Raw genomic sequence first — 17,857 nt, 5'->3', positions numbered from 1 at the left:
CGCCGGCGGGTCAGGGGATTGAGGAAATGACGAGAGCACCATCGGATATCTGCGATGCCTTCGGGTTTTGTCTCGTGCTGGAGCGGTACGGATGGAGCGATCTGTACATCGCTCACGAGGGTGGCACACTGAACTGCCGGATCAGTGCGGTCTTCACGGATGTGGCGGAAGAGCTCTTGAAGCTATGCCGCTGCATTCTGGACAACGAGGCCGAGTCGATCGCGCTCTTTGACGAACCCGGTGGTTATCTTGTTTCATTGACGCCGGATGCTCAGCAACAACATACAATGCTGTTGGTCGTTTGGGAGCTTCGTGGGGACCTCGGAGTGTCCCGGATTACCGGTAGCGAAACAATAGCTCTGTCCATGCGAGTTAAGCGCAAGCAGCTGCTGGGCGCAATCATGGCGGAGCTTTGGAAGGCTGATCAGTTTCTGTTCGAGCCGTCGTTTCAGAAGGGCCGCGGGACAGACTTCCCCAGAGATCAATTGATCGCCCTCAATAAGGAATGGGATGTTCATACGTCCCTCGGCCCGTCATTCCTCAAGTAATGAAGCGAGAGTCTGCCGGGAAGTCAGGTGGATCATCAGCCGCTACCCAAGCATCGTAACCAGCACCGCACCCCAGAGCGCCAAAAGCACGTTGCCGATGGCATAACCGAGGCCGTAGCCCAAGGTCGGTACCTTGCTGCCTGCCGCCTCCTGCACGGCGGCAAGCGCCGGCGCCGACGTGCCGGCGCCGCAGCAGGTGCCGGCGAGCACGCCTTCGTTCATGCGGAAGACCCAGCGGCCGAGTGCCAGTGCCGCTAAGTGCGAGATCAGGCAGATCAGCAGGCTGGCGACCACGAGCGCCGGGCCGGACTGGACGAGGCCGGCTACAAAGCTCGGCCCGGCGGAGATGCCGACACAGGCGATAAAGGCGCAAAGCCCGACGCTGTCGAAGAACCAGAGCGTCGCCTCGGGCACGAAGCCGAAGGTGCGCCGCACCGAGCGCAGCCAGCCGGCGCAAAGGCCGGCGATCAGCACGCCGACGGCGACGCCGAGGCCGATCTCGAGCGCGCCGAGTTTGAGGGCGGGGATGCCGATCAGGCCGCCCAGGAAGATGAAGACGCCGACGAAGACCATGTCGGTCGCGGTCGTCTCGCGGTCGGCATAGCCGAGCAGGGCGGCCGCGTCCTCGACATGGCGGCGCGCGCCGGCGATCGACATCACGTCGCCGCGGCGCACCGTCAGGCCGGGAAAGATCGGGATCGGCTGGCCGGCGCGCAGGATGCCGCGCAGGAACACCGAGCGTGCTTCCGGCTGCTGCCTCAGCTGCCACAGGCGTTTTCCGGCCACCTCCTTGTTCGTCACGACCACGTCGAGCACTTCGACCGGGATGTCGAGAAGCTCGCGGTCGTCGATCTCCGTGCCGATCCGGCTGGAATATTCGACGAGGAAGCCGCGAAGGCCTGCGACGGCGATGATGTCTCCGGCCTGCAGTCGCTCCTTCGGCGTCACGGAGACGATCTCGCTGCCCCTGCGGATCTGCTCGATATAGGCCTTCTGGTTTTCGGGAACGCGTGCTTCCGCTTCGGCAACCGTAAGGCCCACCAGGTTGTCGCCGATGACGAAAGCGCGCGCCTCGATTTCGCGTCGGGCGCTGTCGCCACTGTTCTGCGGGGCGATGTTGAGTTCGGCCTCGAGTTCGGCGCAGGCATCCTTCAGGCTGCGCCCGAACATGCGGGGCGCGAGTTGCGACTGGACGAGGATGGCGGTGACGACGCCGACGAGATAGGCGACGGCAAAGCCGGTGGCCACAGCGGATTCGAACTGGCTCGCTGCTTCCGCCGTTGGCGCCGTCTTGCGGAAGGTGTCGATGGCGACGCCGACCGTTGCCGATTCCGTCGTCCCGCCGGCAAGCACGCCGGCTGCCGTTCCGAGATCGAAGCCGAAGAGCATGGAAAGAACGATGGCGGTCGCGAGCGCCACGACGCAGAGCATCACGGTGACGGCGATCTGCGGCAGCGCGTCGGCGTTGAGGCTCTGGAAAAATTGCGGGCCGGTGCGATAGCCGATGGCAAAGAGGAAGAGCAGGAAGAAGGCCTGCTTGACGTCGTTGGAGAGCACAGCGCCGGTCTGGCCGATCAGCACGCCCGCCAGCAGACAGCCGGTGACCGCACCGATGGTGATACCGAAGATGGTGATCTTGCCGATCGCGTAGCCGATGCCGAGCGCGAGAAACAGGGCCAATTCGGGATGCGCCCTGAGGATGCTGAAGATGGTCTCGATCACGCGGCAGGGCCTCCCGTTTGCCGACCGAAGAGGCGTCTTCAGCCGGATGATGCGCTGGTCGCCACAGCGCCGCGCGCCTTGTGAGATGCGCGAAGATCGCTGTTGCACCTTGAAATGCCGGCAAGGACTTTCGTGCTTGCCGAAATGCGGGGATGCTCGTGAGCCGGGGAAGCGCTGGCCAGGCGCAGGTGCATGACGGCGGCCGGCAAGTTGCCGGCCGCCCTTGAGCTGCTAGCTGATCTTCAGGCCCTTGGCGGCCTGGTAGGTCTGCACGTAGCCGCGCGCGACAGAGCGCACGGCGCGGCCGATCTGCGAATAGGCGTCGTCATTGAGGTTGGCGAAGGAGACGCGCGCCGACCAGCTTGGCGCGTCGAAGCCCGAGCCGTTCAAGAGCACGATCCCGTGGTCCTCGGCCAGCCGGAAGGGAATGTCGAGCGGGTGGATGTTGTCCTTCACCCAGGTGACGACATCCTCGCCGACATATTTGCGCAGCCAGAACTCGAAATCGATGATGCCGTAATAGTGGTCGAAGTAGATGCCGGGGTTGGACTCGACTCCCATGCCCTCGACCAGGTTCCAGAAGCGCTTGGTGCAGATGGCGATGCAGGCCTTCTGGTAGAGCTTTTCGACATCCATCAGCTCGACGAGGCTGAAGAGCGACATCATCACCTGCTGCGGCAGCGACAGGCCGGCGGTGTGGTTCAGCGCCACGTCGCGGCTGTCGGCAACGATGCGGTCGATGAACTTCACCTCGCGCGGCTTCGGCGTCATTGCCTTGTAGCGTTTTTCCAGAAGCTTCTGGATCGGCTCGCCATGGGCCTTGATCTTCTCGTCGAAGATGTTGTCCTCGGCCACCGCAACCACGCCGAGGCGCCAGCCGGTGCAGCCGAAATACTTCGAATAGGAATAGACGCCGATGGTGTTGCGCGGCAGATGGCCGAGCAGGGACTGGAAGCCCGGAACGAAGGTGCCGTAGACGTCGTCCGTCAGCACGATCAGGTCGGGGCGCTTCTTGTTGACGAGGTCGACAAGGCGCTTGATCGAATCCGGATCCATCGCCACGGCGGACGGGTTGCCGGGGTTCACCAGGAACAGCGCCTTCACCTTGGGGTTCTCCAGCGCCTTGATATCTTCGTCGGTGAACTGGAAGCGGTCCTCCTGTTCTGCGCTGACGTTGATCGTCTTGAGGTCGTAGTCCTCCAGTTCCGGCATTTCGAGATAGGGCGTGAAGATCGGCGTGCCGAGCGCGATCGTGTCGCCGGCGTTGAGCAGGCGCGCATTCTTCAAGGCCTTGAAGATGTAGCACATGGCAGCCGTGCCGCCTTCGACCGGGTAAAGGTCGAACTTCGCCTTCGGCCGGTGGCCGGCGCACATCGCCCACATCAGATATTCATGGGTGATGATTTCGTTGTGGTGCAGCGCCCGGTCGGGCACCGGATAGTTGTCGCCGATGATCGAGTCGGTCAGTTCGTGCAAGAAGCCATCCGGGTCGAAGCCGAAGGTCTTGATGGCGTAGTTGACCGCATCCGAAAGGGTCTTTGCCGGCGGGATGCCTTCATCCTCTTCGTCCCAGTCGGCGGTGTTCTGAAGCAGCTTCTTCGTCCACTTCTCGAAGCGCTGATGGACGCCGTCCTTTGGCGGCATGCCGGCCACACCCGCCTTCGGGTCGTAGTAGGCGCGCTTGGCTTCCGTCAGCGCGAACTGGCCGAGCAGGAAGAAGGCTTCGCGGGCGCGCGTCGCCGTCCAGTTGGGGTTGCCGCGGCCGGCATTGAGGAAGGCCTTGGCGGACTTCTGCGAGGTCGTCCTTGCGAGCTTGATCAGTTCGTCCTTGATTTCGAACGGGCTGAGATCGGAAATGCTGTCGTAGAATTTGCGGTCCAACATGATCCACACTCCCTGTGATCTGTAAACTTGGAACGATGGTCTCGGTCGTGCCCGCCCGCCTCAGGCGAGCATGATGACGATGACGAGGCCGAAGATGGTCAGCAGCGTGTTGCCGATGGCGTAGGGCATGCCGTAGCCGAGTGCCGGCACCTTGCTCTTGGCCGCCTCCTGGATCATGCCCAGCGCTGCCGTCGTCGTTCGCACGCCGGCGCAGGCGCCAAACAGGATTGCCGGGTGGAACTTGAAGACATAGTGGCCGAGAAGCACCGCTGCGATCATCGGGATCGAGGTTGCGACCACGCCCCAGATGAACAAGGAAATGCCGACTTCCTGCAGCCCGGCGACGAAGCCCGGACCGGCGCCGATGCCGACCACGGCGATGAAGATGTTGAGGCCGAGCGTGTTCAATAGCCACAAGGCCGGCGACGGGATGCGGCCGAAGGCGGGGTAGGTGGTGCGCAGCCAGCCGAGCACGAGACCGGCAAGCAAGGCGCCGCCTGACGTGGAGAGGCCGATCGGAATGCCGCCGATCGTGATCGTGAGCGCCCCGATCATGGCGCCGATGAAAAGCCCCCAGCCGAGGAAGGCGATGTCGGTCGTCTCGACGGGCCGGTCGGCAAAGCCGAGCGCCTTGATCGCCGCTTCGACATGGCGCTTGGCGCCGCCGATGGTGACGATGTCGCCACGCTCGACGGTGGTACCCGGCAGCACCGGGATCTCGACCAGCGAGCGGATGATCTTGCGGGCGTAGACGCCGCGCGCCCAGTCCTCGTTGCTCACTTCGGCAAGCGTCTTGCCGGCGAGCGCCCTGTTGGTCACGTAGACGTCGACGACCTCGGCTTCGGCGTTCAAGAGTTCCTTGTCCTCGACCTCGACCAGCTTCGAATCGAGGTTTTCGACGAGCAGGGCGCGCCTGCCGGAGAAGGCAACGACATCGCCCGGCTGCAGCACGGTGTTGCCGTCCGCCTCGATGATCTCGCTGCCGCGGCGGACGCGTTCGACGTAGACGCGGATGCCCGGAAGCAGGTTCTTGACCGGCGTTCCGGTGAGCCCGCTTGCCTGATCGACCCGATAGGCGCGAAGGCCGAAATCGTGATAGGCGCGGGTGATGCCGGGTTCGCTGCTTTCGGCGCCGCCGCCGAGCTTGGCCTCATATTCCTTGCAGGCGGCCGGCAGATCGATCCCGAGCAGCCTGGGCCCAAGCTGGGCGAGAATGATCGCCGAACCGATCGTGCCCCAGATATAGGTCACCGCATAGGCGATCGGGATCTGGTCGGCAAAGGTCTTGGCCTGTTCGGGCGTCAGCCCGAGCGAATTGATCTGGTCGGTCGCAACGCCGATCGCCGCCGAGATCGTCTGCGAGCCGGCATACATGCCGGCGCCATAGCCGAGCGGCAGCCCGGCGATCAGCGCGCAGAGATAGGGAACGATCAGGCAGAGCACGAGGACCGAAAGCGCAAAGGCGATTTGTTTCGGCCCATCGGTGCTCAAGCCCCGCACGAATTGCGGCCCGACGCCGTAGCCGACGGCGAAGAGGAAGATCAGGAACAGGGTTGACTTGAGGTCGCCTGAAACCTGGATGCCGAGCTGGCCGATCAAGACGCCGGCCAGAAGCGTGGCGGTGACGTTTCCGAGATTGAAGCCCGCGACCTTGATGGGGCCGATGAGGAAGCCGATGCCAAGCGCGAGGAAGACGGCGACGGGCGGGTAGGTCCGAAGCGTGTCGACGAAGAAATCGATGGGATTCACTGCTGCTATCCCCTTCAGAAAGTTGAGTTGCCATCACTTTATTTCGGGACTTGCGCGGCTAAGTTGAGCTTGTCCTCGTGGTTTGTCGTCGCCCAATCTTAATCCCGGCGATTGTTGTCCCGGTTGTAGAATTTCTCAACGGCCATGGGGTTACGTGAGCGTAACGTACGTTACATTTCAGCGGTTTACTTGAGGCGAGGGGCGGCGGTGGGCGGAGCGAAAGGCGCGTCCGCTGTGCAAGGACGATGCACCCGGCCCGGTCCCGTCAGAATTTCAACTCTGGTGTTGTAAGTTGCCGCGCGTCTCACAGCGTCCCGGGCAGGGCGCTTTTCTTCGCTGTGCCTGGCAAAGTGCTGGACGCGCGAGGAACCGTGCGCTTTCCTGTTTGCTCCGGAGTTGGCAGAACTTCGAGATGGGGAGGCTATCCTCGAACCGAAGGCGGCATCATCCCGCCGGCCAGCCGGTTTCGACGGGTGCTTCGAGGGAAGACAAGGAAAGGGAAGCAATGGCAGACGAGGTCGTTCAACGGCTGGAGGCACTCGGGCATCGGCTCCCGACGCCGCCAAGGCCGCTTGGTGCCTACCGTGCGGTGGTCGAGGCGGGCGAGATGCTGCATGTCTCGATGCAGGGGCCCCTGCTTGACGGCCGGTTCGCGTTCACGGGTCTTCTGGGACGCGAGGTGTCGATCGACGACGGACGCAGGGCGGCCGAGCTTTCCGTCCTCAACGCGCTGGCGCAGATCCACGAGCATCTCGGCCGCTTCGAGCGCATCCGCCAGATCGTGCGGCTGGAGGGGCATGTGGCCTGCACCGAGGATTTCCTCCAGCATCCGCAGGTGCTCGATGGTGCATCAGAGCTGCTGGCGGCCGCGTTTGGCCAAAGGGCCGGCCATGTGCGCTCCGTCTGCGGCGTGCGCAACCTGCCGGGCAACGTGCCGGTTGCGGTAACGCTGACGGCGGAACTCTTTCCACCGGAGTTCTGAGAAAACGAGCGTCGCCTTGAAGCCTGAGGTCACGGGGCGTCGCTCATCCGTTCGGTTCACGAGCAGGGGGCTGCTTCTGCCGGCCCCGCGCTGCCTCAGATGGCGATGCCTTCCAGGGCGATGATGCGTGTCCGGGCGCAGCGCTCGCGGATCGCCTTCAGGCGCTGATACTCCGGCGATTGATACCACGAGAGCAGGGACGGCATGTCCGGGAATTCGAGGATGACGAGCCGGTGCGGCTCCCAGTCGCCTTCGAGCACCTCAGTTGCGCCGCCGCGGCCGAGATAGCGTCCGCCATAGCGGGCTTCCGTCGCCGGCACCTCTCTTTTGTACTCCTCGAAGACCGCTGCATCCGTGATATCGACATCTGCGATCAAATAGGCAGCCATGGCAAAGCTCCTTTCCACGCAAGCCGGCTCTCAAGGATACGCCGTTCGTCCCCGTCAGGCGAGGTTCAGCCCAGGCGAGCCCGTGATGCTTGGCGTTCATTTCCTTGTTGATTCTTGTTATGTTATTTTATAACAAGATCGCATGACGAAGCGCCGCATGTTGATAGAGCCTGACACGGACGCCCGCGCGGTTGTCTCGTCAACCGATTCATGCGAGGAAGGCATCGATGGTGCTGCGTCCGCGACAATGCGGAAGCGGCTGAAAAGGGAACACGGAACGGACGACCCTGACGGGACCGAGACCGTGGCTGCCCCCGCAACTGTGAGCGGACAGCGCATTCACACCATGTCACTGGTCGAAGACCGGGAAGACGTGGATGCGCCGCGACCCGCGAGCCAGGAGACCTGCCATCGAACCGATCAACCACAGCGGACGGGGTGTTCCGATGGAAAAGAACTGGCTTTTCAGCGACGGTTTTCCGTCATCTTGCCACTTCGCCATCTCCTGCCGTCAGTCCGGCGGAGAGAGACGATGGCTGAGCCGAAATCCCGACAGCACAAGATAACGGTCTGCACCGATTGCCGCTTCACCGGGGCGCCATGCGCGCCCGGTGCCGAGCTGATCAAGCGGCTCAACGGCAGCATTGCCGCGCTCGGCGCGCCGCTCGACCGTGACTTCTCGATTGCCGGCACTGTCTGCATGGCGGCCTGCACGCGGCCCTGCACCATCGCCTTCCAGGCGACGGGAAAGGCGACCTATCTCTTCGGCGACGTTTCGCCGGAGGAGGACATCGACGATCTCGTCAGCTTTGCCGCAACCTATGCCGCGCGTGGCGATGGCATGACGCGGGCGGCAGAGCGGCCGCGCGGCCTGAAAGGCAAGACGCTGGCCCGCATTCCTGCCGCCATGCTCGTCTCCGAAGATCTCGGCGGGCATTTCCAATGACGGCGCGGGGGGGGGTCAACCCATGAGCTGCCACGCGACAGGAGCGGCGTTGCGGGTCGAAGGTCTCCACTGGGGGCCTCGCGCCGGTCTGACGCTGGTCAACGACATCGGCTTTGCGATCGAGGCCGGCAGCCGGCTTGCGATCCTCGGGCCGAACGGCGCCGGCAAGACCTCTCTTCTGCGCTGCCTCTACCGGGCGGTGCAGCCGAATGCGGGCCGCATTTCGGTCGACGGCGTCGACCTCTGGTCGATCTCGGCGCGCGAGGCGGCAAGAACAATCGCCGTAGTCTTGCAGGAGATGCCGGGCGATTTTCCCTTCAGCGTGCGCGACGTCGTGATGATGGGACGCATCCCGCGGCGGGAGGGCTTGAGCGGCTGGAGCGATTTCGATCGCGAGCGGGTGCAGCATGCGCTCGCGCATCTTGATCTCGGCCATCTTGCCGGCCGCCAGTTCGCCACACTTTCGGGCGGTGAGAAGCAGCGGGTGCTGATCGCCCGCGCGCTGGCGCAGGAACCGCGCATCATCATCCTCGACGAGCCGACGAACCATCTCGACATCCGCCACCAGCTCGAAATCCTCGAGCTCTTGCAGACGCTGAAGTTGACGATCGTCTCGACGCTGCACGACATCAATCTCGCCGCCGAGTTTGCGACTGACGTCGCGATCCTGACCGCCGGGCGACTGACGGCCTTCGGCTCGCCCGAAGACGTGCTGAGGCCCCGGGAGCTGTCGGCCGCCTTCGGCGTCAACGCCACCGTTCACAATGCTGCCGCCGGCGGCGCCCGTTTTTCCTTTTCACTTCCTCGACAGGGATCCATTTCATGAAGATCAACATTGCCCCAACTGCTCTTCTGTTGCTCATCGCGGCCGCCACCCCGGCGCTCGCCTATCCGGTCACCGTCAAGAGCTGCAACCGCGAAGTGACCTTCGACGCCGCGCCGAAGCGTGCGATCGCCAACGACGTCAACCTGGTGGAGATGATGCTGGCGCTCCGGCTGCAGGACCGCATGGTCGGCTACACCGGCGTGTCCGGCTGGAAGACGCTCGACGAGAAGCTGCGCGAGGGGGTGAAGGAACTGCCGGAGCTGGCGGAGAAATATCCGACCAAGGAGGTGCTGCTCAATGCCGATGCCGATTTCTTCTTTGCCGGCTGGAACTACGGCATGAAGGTCGGCGGAGAGGTCACGCCCGAGACCTTGGCGCCCTTCAAGATCAACGTCTACGAACTGACTGAGAGCTGCATCCACATCATGGCGAAGGCCAAGCCTGATATGGACGACATGTTCGTCGATCTTCTCAATCTCGGCCGCATCTTCGGCGTCGAGGACCGGGCGCAAGCGCTGGTCGACGGCTATCGCCGCCAGCTCGCCGAGATCACCAAGGCATCCGCCGGAACGGAAAAACCGGTGCGCGTCTTCGTCTATGATTCCGGCGAGGAGAAACCCTTTACCTCGGGCCGCTTCGGCATTCCGACGGCGATGATCGAGGCCGCCGGCGGCGTCAACATCATGGACGACGTGGAAAAGAGCTGGGTCGAGGTCTCCTGGGAGCCGGTGATCGAGCGCGACCCGGAGGTCGTGGTGATCGTCAACTACGGCGAGGTGACGGCCGAGGACAAGATCGCCTTCATGAAGGACAACCCGGCCTTCAAGAACGTCGATGCCGTCAGGAACGATCGTTTCGTCGTGCTCGACTATGTCGAGGCGACGCCGGGCCCGCGCAACATCGACGCCATTGCCAGGCTTGCCAAGACCTTTTACGGGCAAGGCCTGTAAGCGATGCTGGCTGAGGATGCGTCGCCCGGTCCCGTCGCCGTTCCACGTCTAGCACCGGCGCGGGCGCTGAAGGCGGGCGCCGGTTTCATGGCGGCGCTTTTGTTGCTTGCCTTGACCGTCACGGTCGCCGTGTCGCTCGGTTCCGCGCCGATCCCGGTTGCCACCGTCTGGTCGATCATCGCCAGCAAGATTTCGCCCGGAAGCGTCGACGTCGTCTGGTCGGCCGGGCGCGAGAGCATCGTCTGGGACGTGCGCCTGCCGCGCGTCATGCTGGCGGGCCTCGTCGGCGCCGGTCTCGGGCTCACCGGCGCCGTGCTGCAGTCGGTCACGCGCAACCCGCTCGCCGATCCGCATCTGCTCGGCGTGTCCTCCGGCGGCGCGCTCGGCGCGATCGTGGCGCTGCTGCACACCGGGCTGATCCTCGGGCTTGCCACGGTACCGCTCTTTGCCTTTGCCGGCGCGCTTCTTGCTACCGTGCTCGTCGCCTTCGTATCGCGCGTGCTCTGCAGCAGCGCCGACCGGCTGGTGCTTGCCGGCGTCGCCGTCGCCTTCGTCTTAACATCCATCGGCAACCTCATGATTTTCTTGGGGGATCCGAGGGCGACGCATACGGTGATCTTCTGGATGCTCGGCGGCCTTGGCCTGGCCCAATGGTCGCAGCTCGTCTATCCCGGCCTGGTGCTTTTCGCCTCGCTCGGCTGGCTCTCCATCCGGGCGCGCGAGATCAATGCGCTTGCCATGGGCGACGAAACGGCGATGACGCTCGGTGTTCCCGTGCGCCGGTTCCGGCTGACGCTGTTTGTCGTCACGGCTCTTCTGACCGGGGTGATGGTCGCCTTTTCCGGCGCGATCGGCTTCGTCGGGCTGATGGTGCCGCATTTCGTGCGGCTGCTCGCCGGCAGCGACAACGTCCGGGTCATTCCGCTGTCGGCCTTCTTCGGGGCGCTGACGCTGATCCTTGCGGATCTTGCCGCACGCGTCATCATGGCGCCGGAGGACATGCCGATCGGGGTCGTCACCGGGCTCGTCGGCGGCATCGCCTTCATTGCCATCCTGAAGCGACGCGCGTAAGGCGTGTAGGGGCGGATACCGCTTATGGACATCTGCCATATGGACGCGGATCGATCCGGGCCTATGTCATAGCGGGACGTGGGGCCGAGACATCGGCGGCCTGGCCGCATGAGGAACACATGAACGAAGCTGACATCTGCACGCCCGAGGACGTTTTGAACTTCTGGTTCGGCGAACTCACCTATGACGACTGGTTCGGGACGAGCCACGCGCTGGACCAGACCTGCATCCGCCGCTTCCAGGCGTCGCATCTGGCCCTTGCCCGCGGCGTCGGGGAGATCTGGCGGGCAACGCCGGAAAACCGGCTGGCGGCGATCGTGCTGCTCGACCAGATGCCGCGCAACATGTATCGCGGCACGCCGCTCGCCTTTGCGACCGATTGCCTGGCGCTGCACGAGGCCAAGCTTGCCGTCGGCGCCGGGGCCGACATGGCGATCAAGCCGGAATGGCGCGCCTTCGTCTATCTGCCTTTCGAGCATTCGGAGAACCTGACCGACCAGACGTTGTCGGTGAAGCTTTTTACCGAGCTCGGCGATGCCGATTATCTCGACTATGCCATCCGGCACCGCGAGGTGATCGAGACCTACGGCCGCTTCCCGCATCGCAACGCTTTCCTCGCGCGGACGTCGAGCGAGGCCGAGCTTGCCTATCTGGCAGAGCCCGGCGCCGGGTTTTAGCGGAAAAGCAGGCCCCGGCGGCGATTTATTGCCGTTCTTTGCATCTTTCCGCCGTCTTTCGTATTCACATCGAAACGTGAAGACGGCCGGAGCGATTCCGGGCCACGGTCTCAATCTGCAAGGATCATGAAATTGCGTTCTGTCGGAAAACTGCCTGCCATTCTCGTCTGCCTGCTGGCGCTTGCCATGGGCGGCCCGGTCATGGCCCAGAAGGCGGCACAGCCGACAGCGCAACAAACCGCACAGGCAAACGGGCAAGCTGGCCAGAAATCGGCGCAGCCGGCGCAATCGCCGCAAGGGGCACAATCGTCCCAGACCGCCACCCAGCCCGCTGACGGAAAAGCGGCGCAGGAGGCGCAGCCAGCGGAGAACGGGGCGACCCCCGGTGCCGCCGAACCTGCGGCGACAACCACCCAGCCTGCCCAGAATGCCCAGCCGGCGGCCGATGGCGTGCCGGCAGATGCCACGCCGCCAGCCCAGAGCCAGGCGGCCGAGCAACTTACCAAGGCGGGCGAGGAACTGAGGGCGCTGACCGAACGCGTTGAGAAAGCCAAGGACGACGACATCGTGCTTGCCGACCTCAAGGTTCAGGTCGATGCGCTCGCCAAGCAGATCATCGGCGTCTCGGTCTCGACCCGCCCGCGTCTCGACGAGATCAAGGCGCGGCTGACCGAACTCGGCGATCCGCCGGGCGAGGGGCAGCCGGCGGAGGCCGACATCGTGACCGCCGAGCGCAAGCGGCTGATGGCCGAGCGCGGCGCGATCAACGCGCTGACCGGCGAGGCCGAAGGCCTGTCGGTGCAGGCGACGAAGCTCTCCAACGCCATTACCGCGACCCGGCGCGCTCTGTTTTCCAACACGCTCCTGAAGAACACCGAAGTGTCGACCGGAATGTTCGACGATGCGCTGACGGCGACGGCGGACGAAACCCGGGTGCTGTCGCGCAGCGTCGGGAGCTGGCTGAGCTTTGCCTGGAATTACAAGCGCGTGCCGCTCCTGACGGCGCTGTTCCTGTCGCTGCTGGCCGCGCTCGTCTTCCTTTCGGGCAGCCGCAGGCTCTTTCGCCCGCTGATCGAGCATGACATCACCGATGAGGAGCCGAGCTACTTCCGGCGGCTCTCGGTCGCCTTCTGGTCGACGCTGATACCGACGATTGCCTCGGCCGCCTTCGCGGTCTCGAGCTTCCTGTTCCTGCGCGGCTTCAATGTGCTGCGTTCCGATATCGCGCCGATCATTGCAATCACGCTCGGGGTCGCCGTCGTCGTCTTCTTCGTGACGAGGCTCGCTCAGGCGGTGTTGTCGCCGCGCGACTCACGCTGGCGGCTCGTCCGGGTGTCCGATCGTGGCGCCAGAATGCTGATGATCGCCATCTTCGCCATGGCGCTGGTCAACGGTCTCGATTACCTCTTCGGCGGCGTCAGCGAGGCGCTTGGCTCGCCGGTGGTGCTGACGGTGGTCAAGAGCTACATCGCCTCCATCGTCATTGGCCTCATCATCATGGCGTCGGCCTGGATCAAGCCGATGCTCAGAAAGGACGAGTCCTTCGATGCGCACGGCCGTGCCTGGCCTAAGGTGGTGTCCTTCACGCTGCTTGCGATCGGCGCTTCGCTGATCATTGCGGCCGTGTCCGGTTATGTCGGCCTTGCCCGCTTCATCGCTACGCAGATCATCATCACCGGCGCGATCATGGTGACGATGTATATCGGTATCCTCACCGGCCGGGCGGTCGCCAAGCAGGGAGCGTTCGGCGAGACTTCGGCCGGGCGCTATCTCGAGCGGCGCTACAATCTCGAGCAGGTCGCGCTCGACCAGATCGGGCTTGCCGCCGGCTTGAGTATCTACGCACTCGTTTTCGTGTTCTTCATTCCGCTGATCCTGTTGCAGTGGAACTTCCAGATCGCCGACATCGAGTCCTGGGCCTATAGGATGGTGACCGAGATCAAGATCGGCTCGATCACCATTTCGCTGGTCGGCATTTTTGCCGGCATCCTGTTCTTTGCGCTTGGTTACGTCGTCACTCGCTTCGTCCAGCGCTGGATCGACGGCAACATCATGGCGCGCAGCCGGGTCGATGCGGGCGTGCGCAACTCGATCCGCACCGGCATCGGCTACACCGGCGTCGGTCTTGCCGGCCTCATCGGCCTGTCGGCGGCGGGCATCGACCTCTCAAATCTCGCGCTCGTCGCCGGTGCCCTCTCGCTCGGCGTCGGTTTCGGCCTGCAGAACATCGTCTCGAACTTCGTCTCCGGGCTGATCCTGCTGGTCGAGCGGCCGTTCAAGGTGGGCGACTGGATCGTCAGCGGCACGACCGAAGGCTTCGTCAAGCGCATCTCGGTGCGCGCGACCGAGATCGAGACCTTCCAGCACCAGTCGATCATGATGCCGAACTCGCTGCTCATCAACGCGTCGGTTGGCAACTGGACGCACCGCAACAAGCTCGGCCGCTCTGAGATCGCCATCACCGTCACCTATGCCAGCGATCCGCGCCGGATCATGGCGCTGCTTTCCGAAATCGCCGCTGCCCATCCGATGGTGTTGAAGAACCCGTCGCCGAGCGTCGGCTTCACCGCCTTTGGCGACGAGCGCATGAACTTCGAGCTCCGCATCTATGTCGCCGACGTGCTGACCGGCGGCGGCGTGCGCAACGACCTGCGCATCTCGATCTACGAGCGCTTCCGCGACGAGGGCATCGGTGCGCCGTTCCCGGTCAAGATCGAGGACGTGCCGGTCGAGGATCAGACGGGCATCGAAAGCCACCACCCGGAGCAGGTTGGGGAGCCGAAGGGCGCCACCTCCGCCGAGGAAAGGGCGGCTTCCAAGACGACCGCTTCGGACAAGAAGACGGCCTCGGCGGCGCCTCTCGACGAGGAGCGCGAAGTGGAGGGCGCAAGCGGTCGCCGGGCTACCGGCCGCCGCTCAAACCCAAACCGCTGATAAACGGACCATTCAGCCACTATTCAGCCGGCCTGCCATAAAAAGCATGCAATTCCTCTGGTGACCGACTACGCTGGTCATCGGCTGAAGAGGTGGCCGGCGCAGCGTCGCGAAACCGACGAGGCGGCCGGCTCGACGAGAGGGCGGCGCCTTCATGCGCCGATGGGCAATGAAGAAGTTTGTAATTGCTTTGCTTTCCGGCGTCCTGGTGACCGGGGTCTTGGCGGCGGAGGCGGCCTCCGCCGCGACCGTGACCAACAAGGACAGCGAGACCGCCGTCCTGATCGTCGTCGAGGGGGAAAGCCGCGTGGAAGTGGCGATTGCATCCGGCGCGACCGAAATGATCTGCCCGAGCGGCTGTTTCGTGACCGCGCCTAGCGGCGACCGGATCGGCCTGCAGGGCGACGAGGATGTCGAGATCGTCAACGGCAACGTCGTCGTCAAGTAAGTCTCCATCTCCCGGCAACGGTGCGGCTGACCCGCCATGTCGTTGCCGGCAATCCCGAAAATCTGTCGGCAGCCGCGCGCATTCGATCCTCGAAGCGGCGCTTCAGCCCGTGCTCACCCAGGGGAAACCGGGCAGGTTGAGCGGACGCGCAACCTTTCGAACGCCTGCCTCGCCGCGCAGTGCATAGGTCCCGAACAGGGCCTAATCCCATTGGATGATTGAATGAACGGCCCGCTTCGTTCGTTATGACAGGGAGCGGGGGCTGAAGCGCATGACCCCGTAGTGACGCAGGTCGTTGCCGGTAGCGTGCTTGACCATAGGGCCGACGCGCGCGACGTTGCGATCGCCAGCGGAATGCCGGAGGGGAGCCATGCCGTTCCTTCGCATCGCCTTGTCGCTGTTGCTGCTGCTTTCAGCGTCGCAGGCGCTGGCCGAAAAGCGCGTGGCGCTGGTCATCGGCAACGCCGCCTATCAGAACGTCGCGCCCTTGCCCAACCCCGGCAACGATGCCGCCGACATGGTCGCCAAGCTCGAAGCGCTTGGCTTCGAAGTGGTGAGCGGCCGGGACCTCGACCTCTCGGGCGTGCGCCGGGCGGTGCGCGACTTTGTCGGCCGGCTCGACGGTGCGGACCTGGCGCTCTTCTACTATGCCGGCCATGGCCTTCAGGTGGATGGCGAAAACTACCTGGCGCCGGTCGATGCCAGGCTCGCCTCCCAGGTCGATCTCGAATTCGAGGCGGTGCCGATGAACCTGATCCTGACGGCGATGGAGCGCAGCACGCGGGTCAATGTGGTGCTGCTCGACGCCTGCCGCGACAATCCGCTTGCCGTCAATCTCGCCCGCTCCATGGGCACGCGCTCGGCCTCCGTCGGCCGCGGTCTTGCCAAGATCGGCACCGGCATCGGCACGCTGATCGCCTTTGCCACCCAGCCCGGCAACGTGGCGCTCGACGGCAGCGGGCGCAATTCGCCGTTCACATCGGCGCTGCTGAAGCATCTCGGCCAGCCGGGACGCGACATTACCCGCGAACTGATCGACGTGCGCCGCGACGTTCTGGCGGCGACCGGCGGCAGGCAGGTGCCCTGGGACAATTCCTCGCTGACCGGCGAGGTGGTGCTGAAGCCGGCGACAGGAAACGAACCGACCCCCGCCGAGGAGAAGAATGGGGAGCAGGCCGCCGAACTTGCCTATTGGGATACGATCAAGAACGCCACCGACCGCGACCTCTTCGACGCCTATCTGCAGCAGTATCCGCAAGGCGTCTTCGCATCGCTCGCCAGGGCCAAGATCCAGATCATCGAGCGGGCGGCCGCGACGCCTGACGCTACGACTGTGGCGCCGGATGGCGGTGCGGCGGCGCTCGCCGACCCGGCAGTCAGCGCCGAACCGGACGCGACCACCGGCCGTGCGCTCGCCCGTTCCGTGCAGGTGGAGCTCAACCGCCTCGGCTGTCGCGCCGGTGGTGAGGATGGGCTCTGGGGCGCCGGCAGTCGCAAGGCGCTGGAGGCCTATGCCAAACACGGGAAACTTCAGCTTGCGACACTAGAACCTTCGAACGCGGTGCTCGACCGGCTGAAGGCGGAAAAGCAGCGGGTCTGCCCGCTTGCCTGCGCGCGTAATCAGGAGGCGAAGGACGGCCGCTGCGTCACGATCCGGCGTGAGGCCAAGCTGCCGCAACCGGGCGAGACACAAGGCACTGCCAAGACACCTGAGAAGAGCACGGGCACGCGCACGATCACCCCGCCGGCTGAGTTGCAGAAGAAGAGCTTTGCCAACTGCCCCGCCAATGCCAACGTCGCCTTCCGGCAGATGTTTGCGCGCGGGTCGGGTTCGGGCCGCGGCCGCACGACGATCGCCGCCACCCATTCCTGCGGCCGCGCCTTTGCCTGCCACCGCACGGCGCGAGGGCAACCATGGGATTGCGGCTGGCGGTGAGGGGGAGCATGGCCGCCCCTGACGGGCGGAGCGTCGAGCGTGGGCGTCGCCCCCGCATTTTGCGGCGGGCCCCTCAATCGCGGCGGCTGAAGCCCTTCTGCATTGCTTCACCCGAACCGCATTGACAAGACCGCTTGATGGCCCGCGCAAGGCCATCAGGCGCTATGCTTCCGCGGACGTTTACGATGACTTTGCAGTCGCGTTGAGCGGGCGTTTCGGACCAGCCGTTGATGAGGGCGTTTTCGCTGAGACCGACTTCCGGCTAAAGGATGTCAGGCAAAACGACTGTGCCTCGACGCGTGCGTCATCGCGTACAGTGAAGTCAGTTATGATGCCGCCTTCGCTCGAAACGGCGAGGACGCAGTTGGCGACTTCATATCCTGGCGGCTTGTGGACGGTCATGGTCATATTGGGGCCGGCGCCGATCGTCTTGAACCGTCTGGGCATCCACTGGATCTTGGAGGCTCGCCATTTCATCGTCGTGACATTCTTGGCAGTTGTCGTTTCCATCGGGGCGCCAAAGCGGCTTTCGAAAGACTGAACGGGCGTCCCGTTCCATTCTTTTTCAAGTGTTTTGCCGACCCCGTACTCCCAGTAGAATTTCCCATTTTCCGAGACGCAACCGGTCAGGGTCATCAAGGCAACGCCAAGCAAAAGAGTGGTTTTGACGGCATGTCCGTGTTTCTTGGCTGCTTTCATTTCCTGTTCCCTGAAGGCTTGTACGATCATCCCGAAGTATTCGCTCGGGTGCCGACGACATTGATTGTCAGAAGCCGTAGCGCAAGGCGTTGCCGA

15 protein-coding genes and 1 riboswitch are annotated in these 17,857 nt (G+C 64.2%); of the genes, 10 read left to right on the top strand and 5 right to left on the bottom strand.

Features of this window, described 5'->3' with window-relative positions; all coding sequences use genetic code 11:
- Positions 1 to 26 precede the first annotated feature (26 nt).
- Entirely contained in the window at positions 27 to 548 is a 522-nt protein-coding gene (locus C1A35_RS33990; RefSeq protein ID WP_234823116.1) for a hypothetical protein, read from the top strand.
- A 42-nt stretch (positions 549 to 590) separates the two neighbouring features.
- On the opposite strand, the gene C1A35_RS33985 is transcribed toward C1A35_RS33990, so the two are convergent.
- The 3 genes from C1A35_RS33985 to aspT form a co-directional block, all read right to left on the bottom strand.
- Positions 591 to 2,270, bottom strand: coding sequence for an aspartate:alanine exchanger family transporter (locus C1A35_RS33985; protein ID WP_158665238.1), 1,680 nt, complete (start codon positions 2,268 to 2,270; stop codon positions 591 to 593).
- A 231-nt stretch (positions 2,271 to 2,501) separates the two neighbouring features.
- The gene (locus C1A35_RS33980) at positions 2,502 to 4,154 is read right to left on the bottom strand and encodes a bifunctional aspartate transaminase/aspartate 4-decarboxylase (protein ID WP_104668633.1); all 1,653 of its coding nucleotides are present in this window, start codon (positions 4,152 to 4,154) and stop codon (positions 2,502 to 2,504) included.
- 60 nt (positions 4,155 to 4,214) lie between these two features.
- Positions 4,215 to 5,903 (bottom strand): aspartate-alanine antiporter, encoded by a 1,689-nt coding sequence (gene aspT / locus C1A35_RS33975; protein ID WP_234823115.1) that lies wholly within the window; start codon positions 5,901 to 5,903, stop codon positions 4,215 to 4,217.
- 505 nt (positions 5,904 to 6,408) lie between these two features.
- Between aspT and C1A35_RS33970 the strand changes: the two genes are divergently transcribed.
- On the top strand, positions 6,409 to 6,885 hold the full coding sequence (locus tag C1A35_RS33970) for a RidA family protein (protein WP_104668632.1): 477 nt from the start codon (positions 6,409 to 6,411) through the stop codon (positions 6,883 to 6,885).
- A gap of 95 nt (positions 6,886 to 6,980) precedes the next feature.
- On the opposite strand, the gene C1A35_RS33965 is transcribed toward C1A35_RS33970, so the two are convergent.
- Positions 6,981 to 7,274, bottom strand: a complete 294-nt coding sequence (locus C1A35_RS33965; RefSeq protein WP_104668631.1) for a DUF1330 domain-containing protein — start codon at positions 7,272 to 7,274, stop codon at positions 6,981 to 6,983.
- A gap of 211 nt (positions 7,275 to 7,485) precedes the next feature.
- Positions 7,486 to 7,701: riboswitch (cobalamin riboswitch) on the top strand.
- A 105-nt stretch (positions 7,702 to 7,806) separates the two neighbouring features.
- On the opposite strand from C1A35_RS33965, the gene C1A35_RS33960 reads away from it, so the two are divergent.
- The 8 genes from C1A35_RS33960 (at position 7,807) to C1A35_RS33925 (ending at position 17,062) form a co-directional block, all read left to right on the top strand.
- Positions 7,807 to 8,220 (top strand): DUF1636 family protein, encoded by a 414-nt coding sequence (locus tag C1A35_RS33960; RefSeq protein WP_104668630.1) that lies wholly within the window; start codon positions 7,807 to 7,809, stop codon positions 8,218 to 8,220.
- Positions 8,221 to 8,242: 22 nt separating this feature from the next.
- Positions 8,243 to 9,046 carry an ABC transporter ATP-binding protein gene (locus C1A35_RS33955; RefSeq protein ID WP_104668629.1) on the top strand — a complete coding sequence of 268 codons (804 nt, stop codon included), beginning with the start codon at positions 8,243 to 8,245 and terminating at the stop codon, positions 9,044 to 9,046.
- The gene (locus C1A35_RS33950) at positions 9,043 to 9,996 is read left to right on the top strand and encodes an ABC transporter substrate-binding protein (protein WP_104668628.1); all 954 of its coding nucleotides are present in this window, start codon (positions 9,043 to 9,045) and stop codon (positions 9,994 to 9,996) included. The genes C1A35_RS33955 and C1A35_RS33950 overlap by 4 nt, the downstream gene beginning before the upstream one ends.
- Before the next feature lie 87 nt (positions 9,997 to 10,083).
- On the top strand, positions 10,084 to 11,067 hold the full coding sequence (locus tag C1A35_RS33945) for a FecCD family ABC transporter permease (RefSeq protein WP_104668646.1): 984 nt from the start codon (positions 10,084 to 10,086) through the stop codon (positions 11,065 to 11,067).
- 119 nt (positions 11,068 to 11,186) lie between these two features.
- Positions 11,187 to 11,744 (top strand): DUF924 family protein, encoded by a 558-nt coding sequence (locus C1A35_RS33940; protein WP_104668627.1) that lies wholly within the window; start codon positions 11,187 to 11,189, stop codon positions 11,742 to 11,744.
- A 126-nt stretch (positions 11,745 to 11,870) separates the two neighbouring features.
- Positions 11,871 to 14,678, top strand: a complete 2,808-nt coding sequence (locus C1A35_RS33935) for a mechanosensitive ion channel domain-containing protein (RefSeq protein WP_234823114.1) — start codon at positions 11,871 to 11,873, stop codon at positions 14,676 to 14,678.
- Positions 14,679 to 14,847: 169 nt separating this feature from the next.
- On the top strand, positions 14,848 to 15,126 hold the full coding sequence (locus C1A35_RS33930) for a hypothetical protein (RefSeq protein WP_104668626.1): 279 nt from the start codon (positions 14,848 to 14,850) through the stop codon (positions 15,124 to 15,126).
- Positions 15,127 to 15,496: 370 nt separating this feature from the next.
- Positions 15,497 to 17,062, top strand: coding sequence for a caspase family protein (locus C1A35_RS33925; protein WP_104668625.1), 1,566 nt, complete (start codon positions 15,497 to 15,499; stop codon positions 17,060 to 17,062).
- Positions 17,063 to 17,242: 180 nt separating this feature from the next.
- Here the strand turns inward: C1A35_RS33925 and C1A35_RS33920 are convergent, their stop codons facing one another.
- On the bottom strand, positions 17,243 to 17,761 hold the full coding sequence (locus C1A35_RS33920) for a hypothetical protein (RefSeq protein ID WP_104668624.1): 519 nt from the start codon (positions 17,759 to 17,761) through the stop codon (positions 17,243 to 17,245).
- Positions 17,762 to 17,857 lie beyond the last annotated feature (96 nt).

This window comes from Ensifer adhaerens (assembly GCF_002940685.1).
GTDB lineage: Bacteria > Pseudomonadota > Alphaproteobacteria > Rhizobiales > Rhizobiaceae > Ensifer > Ensifer adhaerens_E.
Note: the sequence above shows the minus strand (reverse complement) of the source record. Positions and strands in the feature narration are given on the sequence as shown.

Excerpts from the sequence above, each read along its gene's own strand:
- C1A35_RS33990 (WP_234823116.1), top strand. The coding sequence starts at position 27 with ATGACGAGAGCACCATCGGATATCTGCGATGCCTTCGGGTTTTGTCTC.
- C1A35_RS33980 (WP_104668633.1), bottom strand. The coding sequence starts at position 4,154 with ATGTTGGACCGCAAATTCTACGACAGCATTTCCGATCTCAGCCCGTTC.
- C1A35_RS33970 (WP_104668632.1), top strand. The coding sequence starts at position 6,409 with ATGGCAGACGAGGTCGTTCAACGGCTGGAGGCACTCGGGCATCGGCTC.
- C1A35_RS33965 (WP_104668631.1), bottom strand. The coding sequence starts at position 7,274 with ATGGCTGCCTATTTGATCGCAGATGTCGATATCACGGATGCAGCGGTC.
- C1A35_RS33960 (WP_104668630.1), top strand. The coding sequence starts at position 7,807 with ATGGCTGAGCCGAAATCCCGACAGCACAAGATAACGGTCTGCACCGAT.
- C1A35_RS33955 (WP_104668629.1), top strand. The coding sequence starts at position 8,243 with ATGAGCTGCCACGCGACAGGAGCGGCGTTGCGGGTCGAAGGTCTCCAC.
- C1A35_RS33950 (WP_104668628.1), top strand. The coding sequence starts at position 9,043 with ATGAAGATCAACATTGCCCCAACTGCTCTTCTGTTGCTCATCGCGGCC.
- C1A35_RS33945 (WP_104668646.1), top strand. The coding sequence starts at position 10,084 with ATGGCGGCGCTTTTGTTGCTTGCCTTGACCGTCACGGTCGCCGTGTCG.
- C1A35_RS33940 (WP_104668627.1), top strand. The coding sequence starts at position 11,187 with ATGAACGAAGCTGACATCTGCACGCCCGAGGACGTTTTGAACTTCTGG.
- C1A35_RS33935 (WP_234823114.1), top strand. The coding sequence starts at position 11,871 with ATGAAATTGCGTTCTGTCGGAAAACTGCCTGCCATTCTCGTCTGCCTG.
- C1A35_RS33930 (WP_104668626.1), top strand. The coding sequence starts at position 14,848 with ATGAAGAAGTTTGTAATTGCTTTGCTTTCCGGCGTCCTGGTGACCGGG.
- C1A35_RS33925 (WP_104668625.1), top strand. The coding sequence starts at position 15,497 with ATGCCGTTCCTTCGCATCGCCTTGTCGCTGTTGCTGCTGCTTTCAGCG.
- C1A35_RS33920 (WP_104668624.1), bottom strand. The coding sequence starts at position 17,761 with ATGAAAGCAGCCAAGAAACACGGACATGCCGTCAAAACCACTCTTTTG.